The 14,356-nt window shown below is 46.6% G+C and carries 10 protein-coding genes; 2 read left to right on the top strand and 8 right to left on the bottom strand.

Annotated features, from left to right (window positions below):
- Window positions 1-157 precede the first annotated feature (157 nt).
- The 6 genes from accC to CWO27_RS15920 form a co-directional block, all read right to left on the bottom strand.
- Entirely contained in the window at window positions 158-1,501 is a 1,344-nt protein-coding gene (gene accC, locus CWO27_RS15945; protein WP_017062706.1) for an acetyl-CoA carboxylase biotin carboxylase subunit, read from the bottom strand.
- Between the two features lie 15 nt (window positions 1,502-1,516).
- Window positions 1,517-1,972 (bottom strand): acetyl-CoA carboxylase biotin carboxyl carrier protein, encoded by a 456-nt coding sequence (gene accB / locus CWO27_RS15940; RefSeq protein WP_048659206.1) that lies wholly within the window; start codon window positions 1,970-1,972, stop codon window positions 1,517-1,519.
- 74 nt (window positions 1,973-2,046) lie between these two features.
- Window positions 2,047-2,496 carry a type II 3-dehydroquinate dehydratase gene (aroQ, locus tag CWO27_RS15935; RefSeq protein WP_048659205.1) on the bottom strand — a complete coding sequence of 150 codons (450 nt, stop codon included), beginning with the start codon at window positions 2,494-2,496 and terminating at the stop codon, window positions 2,047-2,049.
- A 322-nt stretch (window positions 2,497-2,818) separates the two neighbouring features.
- Window positions 2,819-4,768, bottom strand: a complete 1,950-nt coding sequence (gene acs / locus CWO27_RS15930; protein ID WP_009844693.1) for an acetate--CoA ligase — start codon at window positions 4,766-4,768, stop codon at window positions 2,819-2,821.
- 218 nt (window positions 4,769-4,986) lie between these two features.
- The gene (locus CWO27_RS15925) at window positions 4,987-5,619 is read right to left on the bottom strand and encodes a 3'-5' exonuclease (protein ID WP_048663023.1); all 633 of its coding nucleotides are present in this window, start codon (window positions 5,617-5,619) and stop codon (window positions 4,987-4,989) included.
- A gap of 11 nt (window positions 5,620-5,630) precedes the next feature.
- The gene (locus CWO27_RS15920) at window positions 5,631-7,463 is read right to left on the bottom strand and encodes a DUF294 nucleotidyltransferase-like domain-containing protein (RefSeq protein WP_107899211.1); all 1,833 of its coding nucleotides are present in this window, start codon (window positions 7,461-7,463) and stop codon (window positions 5,631-5,633) included.
- 230 nt (window positions 7,464-7,693) lie between these two features.
- Here CWO27_RS15920 and CWO27_RS15915 point away from each other — a divergent pair, with 230 nt between their 5' ends.
- A complete protein-coding gene (locus tag CWO27_RS15915; protein WP_099165046.1) occupies window positions 7,694-8,884 on the top strand; it encodes a 3-phenylpropionate MFS transporter in 1,191 nt (396 codons plus the stop codon).
- 111 nt (window positions 8,885-8,995) lie between these two features.
- Window positions 8,996-12,427 carry a hybrid sensor histidine kinase/response regulator gene (locus tag CWO27_RS15910; RefSeq protein WP_107899214.1) on the top strand — a complete coding sequence of 1,144 codons (3,432 nt, stop codon included), beginning with the start codon at window positions 8,996-8,998 and terminating at the stop codon, window positions 12,425-12,427.
- 93 nt (window positions 12,428-12,520) lie between these two features.
- Here the strand turns inward: CWO27_RS15910 and CWO27_RS15905 are convergent, their stop codons facing one another.
- Together CWO27_RS15905 and CWO27_RS15900 are read right to left on the bottom strand one after the other, a co-directional pair.
- Window positions 12,521-13,906, bottom strand: a complete 1,386-nt coding sequence (locus CWO27_RS15905) for a class II fumarate hydratase (protein WP_102530071.1) — start codon at window positions 13,904-13,906, stop codon at window positions 12,521-12,523.
- A gap of 12 nt (window positions 13,907-13,918) precedes the next feature.
- The gene (locus tag CWO27_RS15900; protein ID WP_026084247.1) at window positions 13,919-14,302 is read right to left on the bottom strand and encodes a hypothetical protein; all 384 of its coding nucleotides are present in this window, start codon (window positions 14,300-14,302) and stop codon (window positions 13,919-13,921) included.
- Window positions 14,303-14,356: the final 54 nt, after the last annotated feature.

The following is a 14,356-nucleotide window of genomic DNA, read 5'->3' as shown; positions in this document are numbered from 1 at the left end:
ATATGAGAAAAATTGGATGGCGAGTCTAGCAGAAAATATGAGCAAATTCACCAAAACCCCACGGAATATAATGGGGATTAAAGATTGAGTTTTTCGGCGGCTCAAAAACAAAAATGCTCACCGAAGTGAGCATTTTGACTGTTCTTAAACGAACGGATTATGACAAACCAAGTTTCTTCTCAAGGTAGTGGATGTTTGCACCACCGTGTTGGAAGTTTTCGTCGTTCATAATAGACAGTTGAAGCTCAGTATTAACGTTAATACCTTCAACAATCATTTCACCCAATGCGTTCTTCATACGAGCGATAGCCACATCACGGTTCTCACCGTAAGTGATCAGCTTACCAATCATTGAATCGTAGTGTGGTGGCACTGTGTAACCAGTGTAGATGTGAGATTCCCAACGTACGCCCATGCCGCCTGGTGCGTGGAAACGTTCAATCTTACCTGGTGAAGGTAGGAAACGAACTGGATCTTCAGCATTGATACGACATTCGATTGAGTGGCCGCGCAGCTTAATATCATCCTGAGTGAATGATAGAGGCTGACCAGCAGCAATACGTAGCTGTTCTTTCACTAGGTCGATACCCGTTACCATTTCAGTAATCGTGTGCTCAACCTGAATACGAGTGTTCATTTCGATGAAGTAGAACTCACCGTTCTCGTATAGGAATTCAAATGTACCTGCACCGCGGTAACCGATCTCAATACATGCACGTGTACAGCGTTCGCCGATGTACTTACGCATCTCTTCAGTGATACCTGGAGCTGGCGCTTCTTCCACAACTTTCTGGTGACGACGCTGCATTGAACAGTCACGCTCACCTAGGTGGATAGCATTACCTTGGCCATCTGCAAGCACTTGTACTTCAATGTGACGTGGGTTTTCTAGGAATTTCTCCATGTAAACCATGTCGTTGTTGAAACATGCTTTTGCTTCAGCGCGAGTCATCGCGATAGCTTCTGTTAGTTCTGCTTCAGAACGAACAACACGCATACCACGACCGCCGCCGCCGCCAGATGCCTTGATGATTACTGGGAAGCCAATACGCTTAGCGTGCGCTTTGTTTTTCGCTTCGTCGTCATCAAGAGGACCGTCAGAACCTGGTACACAAGGTACGCCAGCTTTCTTCATTGATGTGATAGCTGACACTTTGTCACCCATCATGCGAATGGTTTCAGCTTTAGGGCCAACGAAGATAAAGCCACTGCGTTCTACCTGTTCTGCGAAGTCTGCATTTTCAGATAGGAAGCCGTAGCCAGGGTGAACTGCTACTGCACCTGTAACTTCAGCTGCGCTGATGATACGAGGGATGTTTAGGTAGCTATCGATACCACGAGCTGGACCGATACAAATGGTTTCGTCTGCAAGTAGTACGTGCTTAAGATCACGGTCAGCAGTTGAGTGAACCGCTACCGTTTTAATGCCAAGCTCTTTACATGCACGCAGAATACGTAGTGCAATCTCACCACGGTTCGCGATTACTAATTTATCTAACATAATGAGTGCTCTCTATTATTCGATAATTACTAGAGCTTGGTCGAATTCTACTGGTTGACCGTCTTCAACTAGGATAGCTGTTACAACACCAGATTTATCAGCTTCGATTTGGTTCATCATTTTCATTGCTTCAACGATACATAGAGTTTCGCCAGCAGTTACAGATTGACCAACTTTAACGAATGGTTTTGCGTCTGGGCTTGGAGCGCCGTAGAAAGTACCAACCATTGGAGAAAGAACTTGGTGGCCCGCTGGAACTGCAGGAGCCGCAGCTTCTGCTGCTACAGGTGCCGCCGCAGGAGCTGCTGCCGCTGCTACAGGAGCTGGAGCTGCTGCATATTGAACAGGTGCTACAGGTGCAGTGCTGTTACGACTGATTCGTACTGACTCTTCACCTTCAGAGATTTCTAGCTCAGAAATACCAGACTCTTCAACCAATTCGATTAGCTTTTTGATTTTGCGAATATCCATTGTTTCTTTCTCTTTATCTGTTAATTGAACTTACTCTTTGACTGAGTAGGTTAGTAATAGTTCGTTGTTTATGTTTACTTTGAGTTGAGCTTGCTGAGCGCAGCGGTCAAAGCAAATTGATAACCTTGGGCACCTAAGCCACAAATCACACCTTCTGCTTTATCAGATAGGTAAGAGTGGTGACGGAATGACTCACGCGCGTGAACATTCGATAGATGGACCTCAATAAATGGGATTGCAACGCCAAGTAGTGCATCACGCAGTGCCACACTGGTGTGTGTAAAGGCTGCTGGGTTGATAATAATAAAATCAACATTTTGATAAGCACTATGGATCGCTTCAATCAGTTCATACTCGCGATTTGACTGTAAGTGAGATAGCTCAACATCGTGTGCTTTCGCCTGCTCGGTCAGTGAGCTAATAATCTGGTCAAGTGTTTGAGAACCGTAGTGTGCAGGCTCTCTAAGGCCTAACAGGTTAAGGTTTGGGCCATTTAAAACTAGAATGCGAAACTTTGTAGACATCGTGGGGCTATCTTCCTTTATCGTGTTTACGAATGTGAATGTTGCCATTTTATTGAAAATTTGGGGTTAATTTCCAGTGAGAAAAACCCAAATTTAAAAATTAGAACCAGATTATAGCTAATTCAGCGCAAATCGCAGCAATTTACTGGTCTAATCTCCTATTGATACAGCGTGGAATTGTTACCAACTTAACAAAAAAGCGTCATAGCCTTAATTTTGTCGAGGATATTTGAGAACAAGATCAGCCATAAAAAAACCGCCACATAGGTGACGGTTTAGGTAAGGTCTGTTTTAAACAGTAATTCAGAGTGTAACGGGTTGCTTATGCCAGTTCTGCTTTCTCAGCAATCAGCTTATCAACCACGCTTGGGTCGGCTAGTGTTGAGGTATCACCTAGGTTACCTGTATCTCCGGTAGCAATCTTACGCAGGATACGACGCATGATTTTACCTGAACGAGTTTTTGGCAGAGAGTCAGTCCAGTGCAGTACATCTGGCGTTGCAATTGGTCCAATTTCTTTACGTACCCAGTCTTTCACTTCTTTATGAAGCTCTGCGGTTGGGAACTCACCATCATTCAGCGTGATGTAAGCGTAAATTGCTTGGCCTTTAATATCATGAGGGATACCGACAATCGCAGCCTCTGCAATCTTATCGAACGCTACTAGAGCAGATTCAATCTCAGCAGTACCCATACGGTGACCAGAGACGTTAAGTACGTCATCGACACGACCAGTAATCCAGTAGTAACCGTCTTCATCGCGACGAGCGCCGTCACTGGTGAAGTACATGCCCTTAAATGTAGAGAAGTAAGTCTGTTCGAAGCGGTCATGATCGCCATGAACGGTACGCATTTGGCCCGGCCAAGAGTCTAGAATGACTAGGTTGCCGTCTGTTGCACCCTCAATGATATTACCCATGTTATCAACTAACGCAGGTTGCACACCAAAGAATGGACGCGTCGCTGAACCTGGTTTTAGATCGGTTGCGCCCGGTAGCGGTGCGATTAAGATGCCCCCCGTTTCTGTTTGCCACCAAGTATCGACAATTGGAGACTGTTCGTTACCAATCGTTTTGTAGTACCACTCCCAAGCTTCAGGGTTAATCGGTTCACCCACTGAGCCCATGATTCTTAGGCTGTCACGAGATGTGCCTTCAACGGCTTCATTGCCTTTCGCCATCAATGCACGAATCGCAGTTGGTGCTGTGTAAAGAATATTCACTTGGTGCTTATCGACCACTTCACTCATACGGCTTGTGTTCGGGTAGTTTGGCACGCCTTCAAACAAAATAGTTTTTGCACCATTAGCTAGTGGCCCGTAAACAAGGTATGTGTGACCCGTAATCCAGCCCACATCGGCTGTACACCAGAAAGTCTCGCCTTCTTGGTAATCGAACACGTATTTGAATGTCATCGCTGCATAAACAAGGTAACCACCTGTGGTGTGCATAACACCTTTAGGTTTACCCGTTGAGCCTGATGTATAAAGGATGAATAGTGGATCTTCTGCGTTCATCTCTTCTGGTGGGCAATCTGCCGATACGTTTGCAATAGCATCATGCCACCACACATCACGGTGTTCATGCCAAGCCACATCACCGCCAGTACGCTTGAATACTACAACCTTCTCGATGTTCTTCACTTCAGGGTTGGTCAGAGCTTCATCGACGTTTTTCTTCAGTGGAACCGCACGGCCGCCACGCACGCCTTCATCGGCAGTGATAACGACTTTAGAGTTTGAATCGATAATACGACCAGACAGTGCTTCTGGTGAAAAACCACCAAATACTACCGTGTGAACCGCACCGATACGGGTACATGCCAGCATTGCTACTGCCGCTTCTGGCACCATTGGCATGTATAAACAAACCACATCACCTTTGCGTACGCCTTGCTCTTTTAGAGCATTCGAAAACAGGCACACTTCTTTGTGCAGTTCATTAAAAGTTAGAGTTTTATCATCTGCCGGGTCATCGCCTTCCCAGATGATAGCGACTTCATCACCGCGTTCAGCAAGGTGGCGGTCGATACAGTTAGCCGAAACGTTAAGCGTGCCATCTTCAAACCAGCGGATGTCGATGTGGCCAGGGTCGAAAGAGGTGTTTTTTACCTGTGTGAAAGGCTTGATCCAATCAACGATTTTTCCGTGTTCACCCCAAAAGCCTTCAGGGTCAGAAACAGATTGCTGGTACATGGCTAGGTAAGTGTCATTATCCGCGTGTGTGGTTGATTTAATATTTTCTTTTACCGGATAAACGTGGGCTTCACTCATTGCATCTCTCCTTGTGCCTACATTCCTAATGAACTGGCAACTTCCTTTGTGTTCAGTTTCTAGGTCTATTACAGAACCATCTTTGTGTTATCACTCTCGGCTAGGACGGCGATTTCCACAATTAGACTTTAGGATGAGACGCTGCTTTTCACTTACAAAATAGCGAGTTAAGTTCATTTTTGAGATGTTGCTCTCTATGTGAAGCGCCAGTGGTTGAATTAAGAATAAGAAGAGTTGAAACGAGGTAGATCACCATGTTTCAGGCGCACAAAGATCAGCGCAGCGGAGATAGCGTCTTGTAATGCATCATGTTTATTGACTGGAATCGGTAAATCGAGCTGGCGACAGATGGCATCCATACTGAGATCGAAATAGGCATTGGGCAGCTGTCTTTCGAGTTTGTCTTGATAGAGTTGGCTTACTTCGACTAATCGGTTAGGCAGTGGAAATCCAAGTTGTTTTAAACAGGCGCGGTCGAGAATTTTTTTATCATAGCGGATGTGATAGCCGACTAAAGGACGATTACCAATGAAGTTCAGTAGCTCAACTAAAGCCTGTTTTTCTTCGATGCCGTGCTTTAGATCTTGATGACGAATGCGGTGGATTTTTATTGAATTGCAATCGAGCGATTGCGGGGCGCGCAATCGGACTTCAAAAGGTTGGCTGGTAATGATTCGGTTACCGATGATCTTGGTCGCGGCAATAGTGACTAATTCCGCCTGATTAGGGTCTAGGCTGGTGGTTTCACAATCGAGCGATACATATTCATGATCAATAGGCGCAGTAAACAGAGGCTGGTAAAGAGAGCCTTTGAGCTTGTGATGCCAGTAATAGCGAACCAACCTATTCATCGTTCAATTGCCTAATCTCGTATCTGATAGTGGTAGCCGAGCCATTGCTTGAATTTCTTCACCACGTGCAGGCTATGACGAAGCAAATCTCTGTCTGCTCGCTCCATCAGTTTGACGTTAATTTTGTTGCTGCTGTGCTGTTGAGAAAGCCTTTGGGCTAAGCGCCACTTAAAGAATTGCTTGAGTGCTTCACTGAGATTATCCGCGGTGCTTTGCTCTAATACCTTCTTGCTGACCAGCTGCTCAATGCGTTCGAAGGTGTTGTTTACGGTGACACCATGCTCAAGACAAAGTGCTCTCACACCATGCACTATAGGGAAAATACCGCCTTGTTTGATATCGAGCCCTGACTTGGATTGCTTCACATTGCCAAATAGAGTGAGGGGTACTGAGAAGTTCAGCGCTGGGCGGCAGAATTCCGTCAAAATCAACTCTTGTCCTAGCATTAAATCACTGAGGTGCTGCTTCACTGGTTTTAGTAGTTCCCTGTTACCCGCTACGGCGTGTGCGTCCGACATGATGGCGATATCCATCACTGTCTCTGGCGTTGCTTTGCTTACCCAGCTGGTGAGGGTTTGCTTCCACTCTTGTTCTGAATGCACCCATTTCGGGTTGTTGACCATCACGTTGCCCGGACATAGTGGGTAACCCAATTGCTGCAATGTATGGGTTAGGTCGTTCATGGCACTTTGGCATTGATGCCACTCCAAACCATCTTGAATAATCAGAGCGTTGTCTTGATCGGTTTTGAGAATTTGCTCTCCGCGACCTTCTGAACCCAACACAATTAGGCAGCAGTGGTTATGCAGTGCAGGAGGGATAATCAACTCAAAAGCCTTCTCTATGATCTGTTCGTTGACCGCAGAAATCAGTTCCATGATAAAGCGTGTGCGAATCCCATTACTGAGTAAGCTCTCGACCAGTTGACGCTGTTTGTTAGAGGCCATAGCCAACTCTTCAACGCTGGAGGCACGAGCAATACGCAAAGTGAGAACGTGAGAGTGTGTGGAAAATGCACTGAGGATCTGTGTCATATCCACCATGCCGACCGCATTTTTACCATCACAAACCATCAACCTTTTCACTCGATTTCTGGTCATGGTAATCATAGCGTTAAATAAGAAATCGCCTTGGTTCACGTGCATCACCGGGAAGGTTGCGATCTCACCGACAGGCGCATCCAATGGGTAATTATCGAGCATCACAGCATGCAATAAATTGGTTCGAGTGACGATTCCATACGGAAAGGTACATGATGATGCAAAAGCTTTTGGATCATCATATTCTAAATGAATTAGAGCCGAGTCCAACCCTTGCTCTTTAAGGGTTTGAGTGACTTGGTTGATTGGTTGGCTGGGTTCCAGTATCAGTGGAGGGTGATAGATCGACTCGTCCACTTTGGTCAGTATGAACTCTGCAAGATTTTGTTGCTGTTGGGCAGCTTCAATTAGCGCTTTTCGTGTCGAAAGGTTGCTATCAAAGTAAGCGGCAAACTGGCCATTGGCGTGGTACAGCTCGAGAAAGGTCTCGGTTGGCAGTAGATAACTTAGCGTATCTTCAAGTGCGATATATTGGTGTTTGGTGTGAGGCTCAAACTGACTTCGTACATCGAAGATATCGTCATTGGCATAATGTGCGTAGATCTCTCCATCGCTGCTCGCGCGCTCCTCTACGGCTCCTTTAATCAGAATATGCAGATGGCGACTAGGGCGGTCTGCCTCCAATATCACCTCGTGTGCTCGGTAATAAACCACATCCAATGAGGAACGCAGCGTTAACTGCTCCGTGTCGGACAGGCTATCGAAAGGCGGGTGCTGCATATTAAATTTATCAGGCATAAGCATCGAAAGAAGTAGGAGTCTCTTTTCAGTCTGACAAATTACCAGCGAAGCTCCAGACGACTTTAGTCTAAATGCGATCGTGGGTGCGGGTGAGCGCCGGATACCTCACTCAAATGGGATATCGATATTCATTGAATACAGGAATACTATCTCTTCAATAATTCCCTTTTTCATCTTTTGTGACCTAGGCATAATTGGCGCTTCCTTGTTCCACACATTTTTATAGGTCGCCTATGTTTAATCCTTCCCCTTATGGCTGGATATCCCAGTATTTTCTTGGTTTCTTTTTTGCCTATGGCGTTTATCTGCCATTTTGGGCGCTGTGGTTTGAAGACCAAGGCGTTTCTGCAGGGGACATTGGCGTATTGATTGGTGTGGGTTTGGCTACGCGTTGTGTTGCCAACTTTGTGATCACCCCACGTATCCATAAAGTTGAGCATTTAATACCAGCATTGCGTTGCCTCAGTTTTGTCGCGCTATTATTTGTTGGTTTCCATTTCTTTACTGGTGGTAGCTTTTTATTGATGTTGCTAGCAACGGTAATGTTCAACCTCTGCTATGGACCGATTATTCCGCTTTCTGATGCAATGGCGAACCATTACAGCCGTCTCAAGATGCTTGATTACGGACGTACACGTTTGTGGGGTTCAGTGGCATTTATTGCTGGTTCAACGGTGGTTGGTTATCTGGTGGCTGAATTTGGCACGGATATGATTTTGTATACTGCGCTGGCAGGAGTTTTGGTTTCTCTGTTGTTCGCGATGAGAAACCCGAACGTAATGCCGGTGACAGAATCAGAGCAAGTCGCTGAAAGACCTAAACTTGGTCAACTATTACGTGAATCGTCGGTAGTGAAGTTTCTTGCATTGATGGCACTGCTTCAAGGAAGCCACGCCGCGTATTACAGCTTTAGTGCGATTTACTGGAAAGAGGCGGGGCACTCTGAGGCGATCATCGGTTATCTGTGGAGCTTGGCTGTGGTTGCTGAGGTGGCTGTATTTGCTCTGAGCAAGCGATTGTTTGCTGGATTATCATTGCGCACTCTGTTTGTGATTGCTGGCATCGGGGTAATGGCTCGTTGGGGTATCACAGCATCAACGATTGCGATTCCAGTATTGATAGTGGCTCAGTTGCTGCACGGGGTGACATTCGCCATGGCACACATCGCGGCGATTCAATACATCCAATCTGAAGAACAGAACAAGATGGTTGCCCTGCAAGCTCTGTACAACGCGATTCCATTAGGTGCCTTTATCGCGTTAATGACGACCTTAAGTGGTTGGGGTTATGAGCTTTGGGGAGCGAATATTTTCTGGGGCATGGCTGCGATGGGTGGATTGGCCTTGTTCATTAAGCTGGATGAAAGAAGTTCAGTGGTTGAAGTCAATCAAACAGCCTCAGCTCAATCTGATGCTCAGAATTAAAGCCCAAAGCACATAATTTAAGCGATGCGATTGAGTTAAACGCACTTCCCTAGTTAAATGAAACCTCTCCCTTATGGAGAGGTTTTTTTATGGATGAAGAAAGGGTTTTCAATGCAAGGATGGGTAGTAATTCCAGTCTCTTTAGCTTACTTGGGCGTGTTATTTCTGATCGCATGGTATGGAGACAGGCAAGTTCGCTGGCTATCACGCTGGCGTCCATGGATCTATAGCCTTTCTATTGCGGTGTATTGTACCTCTTGGACCTTCTACGGAACGGTGGGGCAGGCGAGCAATAACCCTTGGTCTTTTTTACCCATTTATCTCGCCCCGATTCTGGTCTTTACACTAGGGTGGCGGATCTTGGCGCGGTTGATCCTGATTGCGAAGCGAGAACACATCACCTCGATTGCCGACTTTATCGCGGCTCGTTACGGAAAATCTCAGGGCTTAGCGGTAGCTGTGACGGTTATCGCAGTGGTCGGTATTCTTCCTTATATCGCGCTGCAACTGCGCGGTATTACCATGGGGCTCGATATTGTTGCTCCTAGTCTGGCTCAAGATTTTGGCTATCAGGATTATCATGTTTCTTGGTTTGTGGTTGGCGCGCTGGCCATCTTTACGATGTTGTTTGGTACCAGGCATATAGATAACACGGAACATCACCGTGGCATGATGATGGCGGTGGCATTTGAGTCCATCGTTAAGCTGGCGGCATTCCTGATTGTTGGTCTGTTTATCATGTACTTGGCGATGAGCAGCGACAAAATCGATTTGCTTGATGTGGCGGCTTCCACCTACGAATCACCGAATATTCCGACTCTAATCATTCATACCGTTTTAACTATGTTGGCGATTGTTTGTCTGCCACGCCAATTCCATACCATGGTGGTAGAGAACGAACGTCCTCAAGATCTACACACAGCACGTTGGTTATTTCCGCTTTATCTGATTTTGATGGGGCTGTTTGTTCTTCCTATCGCATGGGCGGGGCAAGGGCTGCTTCCAAGCATGCCTGCAGATACGTATGTGATTAGCCTGCCGATGGCTGAAGGCGCCAATCATATTGCCTTGCTTGCGTTCCTTGGTGGTACGTCTGCCGCAAGTGGTATGGTGATCGTATCGACTATCGCATTGGCGATCATGGTTTCGAACGATTTAGTTATGCCATTGCTTCTGCGTCGCATGCGCCTAACTCAAAGAACCCATCGTCATTTTTCGGGGCTGCTACTCGTAATTCGTCGCGGGCTTATTTTATTGCTTCTGCTTGGTGCTTGGTTGTTCTATCAGGCGCTCGACACCATTCACTCCTTGTCTGCGATCGGCTTCCTTTCGTTTGCGGCGATTGCTCAATTTGCTCCGGCACTGATTGGTGGTTTGTACTGGCGTCCGGGTAACCGAAAGGGTGTGTATGTCGGCTTAATGGTCGGTTCAGTGATTTGGCTGATTACCCTGATGAGTCAAACCAGCATGTTGGCAGGCGATAGTGAAAGTAACCTTTTGCTGTGGATGATCACGCCGCCAGAACTGCTCAGTAGCTGGAATATCAGCAGTTCGAACTGGGGCATTGTGCTGAGTATTGTACTTAATACCTTGTGCTATGCCGTGGTTTCGATGTCGACCAGGCCAAGCCTAAGTGAGCGCTTACAATCAGCAGCATTTGTTGGCACGCCGCTGCCTGAAAATGAGAACATTAGCCTTTATCAAAGCCGTGTAACCGTGGCTGAATTAGAGATGTTGGCGTCGCGTTTTGTCGGTCGAAAGCGAGCGAAAAGTGCCTTACACAGCTATTGGCAACAACACGGGCAGCCGTTACTTCCTAATCAACAAGCACCTGCGAGTTTGATTCGACACGCAGAGCGTGTACTCGCCGGTGTATTCGGTGCCTCTTCTGCTAAGTTAGTACTTACTTCCGCTTTACAGGGCAGAAACATGCAGCTTGAAGAAGTAGCGACCATCGTTGATGAAGCCTCTGAACTGTACGATTTCAGCCGTGGTTTATTGCAAGGCGCGATTGAACATATTGGCCAAGGCATTGCTGTAATAGACAAACAAATGAGGCTGGTGGCGTGGAATCAACGTTACTTAGAGCTGTTTGAATTCCCTGCGGGTTTGATTCAGGTTGGACGACCCATTTCAGATGTGATTCGTCATAATGCTGAACAAGGTTTGTGTGGCCCGGGTGACCCAGAAGATCACGTTCGCCGCCGTGTTTATCACCTTGAACAAGGCACTCGACACACCTCTTCTCGTATTCGTCCTGATGGCCGAGTGATTGAGGTGCAAGGTAATCCGATGCCAAGTGGCGGCTTCGTAATGAGCTTCACTGATATCACGGTATTCCGACAAGCAGAGCAAGCGCTAAAAGATGCTAACGAAAGCTTGGAATCAAGAGTGCATGAGCGAACTCAAGAGCTCGAGAAACTGAATCATCGCTTGGTAAAAGCAACTCAGATTTCGGATCAAGAGTCCCAATCAAAGAGTCGTTTTCTCGCCGCGGTAAGCCACGATTTAATGCAGCCGCTCAATGCTGCGCGCTTGTTTGCTTCGTCACTTTCTGAGGTGGCGAAAGAGCAAGAGGTGAAGCAACTGTCATCTCACATCGAGAGTGCGCTTGGTGCTGCTGAAGATCTGATTGGTGACTTACTGGATATCTCTCGACTGGAATCAGGGAAGCTAGAAACCAACATTCATGCGATTGCTGTACACGATGTGCTAACCAACTTAAATGCGGAATTTAGTGCCTTAGCGAGACAACAAAAAATTGAGTTCAAGATGATCCCATCGTCATTGTTCATTCACTCTGATCCTAAGTTATTGAGACGTGTGATTCAGAACTTTTTGACCAACGCCTTTCGCTATAACCCGGAAGGTAAAGTGGTTCTGGGTGCAAGGCGAGTGAACGGGCAAGTGCGAATCGATGTGTGGGATAACGGAACCGGTATCGATGAAGACAAGCAACAAGAGATCTTCGAAGAATTTACTCGTGGCAGCCAAGTGCGTTCTGATCAAGGGTTGGGGTTAGGGTTAGCCATCTCGAAAGGTATTGCTCATGTACTTGGTCATCAAATTTCGATGCGCTCATGGCCGGGTCAAGGTAGTGTCTTTTCCATCACCTTAGCTCGAGCGGAAAAAGTGGCTCCAGTTGTGCAAGCTTCAGCGCCAATGGCGACCAGCGACATCGAACATCTGAAAATATTGTGTGTCGATAATGAGCGCAAAATTTTGGTCGGGATGGAGAACCTGATTGGTCGTTGGGGTTGTGAGGTTAAGACCGCGGTTGATCTGGTTGAAAGCTTGAAGTGTCTCGATGACGACTGGCAGCCGGATGTGATCTTCTCTGATTATCGTCTCGACAATGGTCGAACGGGACTTGAGGTGTTGCAACAGTGTCGACTGCGCCTTGGAGACTCTTTTGAAGGGGTCATCATCAGTGCCGATAGAACAGATGACATGTTGGCAGCGATAAAGGCCAACAGCTTTAGTTTTATTGCCAAGCCTGTGAAGCCGCTAAAACTCAGAGCGGTATTGAATCGCGTGAGTTAATTCAAATCACTATTTTTAATTAACTATTAGAGACTAAAAGGCCTCAGATGAGGCCTTTTTTTGATCCGATAGACTTGCTATGAGTTACTGGTTTTAACCAGCAATACCACCCTGCGTCAGTGTGGTTGGATCAAGCAGTTTGCTGAGTTCTTCTCGGCTGAGATCGGTTTCTCTTTCTGCAACCTCAAGGATTGGCAAACCCTCTTTGTAGGCTTTCTTAGCAATATCCGCAGCTTTCAAGTAACCAATCACAGGGTTGAGTGCCGTGACCAGAATTGGATTCTTTGAAAGTGCTAAATCAAGATTGTCTTGGCGCACAGTAAAGGTCGCAACGGCTTTATCAGCCAATGCGATGGAGCTGTTAGCTAAAAGCTCGATACTTTCTAATACGTTATGAGCAATGACTGGCAGCATCACATTCAGTTGGAAGTTGCCTGATTGGCCTGCCACAGTAATCGTCGTGTCGTTACCAATCACTTGTGCTGCTGCCATCGCTGCGGCTTCTGGAATCACAGGGTTCACTTTGCCCGGCATGATAGAAGAACCCGGCTGTAGCGCCTGCAATTCGATCTCACCTAAACCTGCTAGCGGGCCTGAGTTCATCCAGCGAAGATCGTTTGAGATCTTCATGATCGCAACTGCTGCAGTTTTGAGCTGCCCTGAAAAGGCAACGATCGCATCTTGGCTGCTGAGGTTGAAAAAGAAGTTCTCACTCGAGTTAAAACTGATCTTTGTCGATTGAGATAGGTGACTTGCAAACTTATCGGCAAAGCGTGGGTCGGCATTGATCCCGGTTCCTACCGCTGTTCCACCTTGAGCGAGCGCCTTGATAGCGGGCAGGGTGCTTTCAATGGCTTGCTTGGCGTGTTCAATCTGGAACTTCCAGCCACCAAGCTCTTGAGCAAAGGTAATTGGCATCGCATCCATTAGATGAGTACGACCGGTTTTCACTACCTCAGCAAGCTCTTGCTGTTTAACGGTAAGTGCTTCAGAAAGGTGAGTTAATGCAGGCAGTAGTTTGTTTTCAGCCATAAGAGCGACACTGACTTGAATTGCAGTTGGTACCACATCGTTGCTGCTTTGACCCATATTGACGTGATCATTCGGATTCACGTTACCCTGCAAACTTCTTGAAGCGAGTGTTGCAATCACTTCATTAGCATTCATGTTGGAGCTAGTACCAGAGCCAGTTTGATAAACATCGATCGGGAATTGATCGAGGTATTTACCATCGATGATCTCTTGGCTCGCTTCGGCAATCGCGTTGGCGATATCACCTTCCAATAAACCCAACTGAGCGTTGGTGTCTGCGGCGGCCTGTTTAATGAATGCCAATGCTTGAATGAAGCTGGTTGGCATCTTGTGTGAACTAAAAGCAAAGTTATCTGCAGCACGTTGAGTTTGTGCTTGGTATAGCGCATCAGCAGGGACTTTCACTTCCCCCATGCTGTCTTTCTCAATTCGATATTGTAGGGTCATGTTCTATCCTTGTTAGCCAAGTGGGGCTTGGACTTGTTGTAGTGTTTGGCTGAGATTCAAAAAACGCGCTTGGCCTTGAGGCTGCTGGCAGTAGTGGCGTTTCAAATAAAATAGTGGTGAGTGAATAGAGTCTAGGCAGATATGACGAAAGGCGAAACTGCGCTCAGGAGACTCAATCGCTTCAATCAGATGGAAGAAAACTTGGCGCAGGTACAGCTCGCATAACAAGATGTTTTCTTGGGCGGCGTGCTTTTCATAGTAAGCGGAAAGCGTCAGTGCGCACTCGATGTAGTCTCGAATCACAAATGGCTCATGGCCTTGGACTTGTTCTAATGAAGCAAAGCGATCTTGTGCTTTGTAAAACCTCGAATAGAGACCCTGCTGTTCTTTCATCATCACTTGCATCTCTCTATTGGATCTTAATGATAATTATTATCAAATGAGATTTTA

Source organism: Vibrio sp. 10N.286.51.C3, from assembly GCF_003050065.1.
GTDB lineage: Bacteria > Pseudomonadota > Gammaproteobacteria > Enterobacterales > Vibrionaceae > Vibrio > Vibrio crassostreae.
Note: the sequence above shows the minus strand (reverse complement) of the source record. Positions and strands in the feature narration are given on the sequence as shown.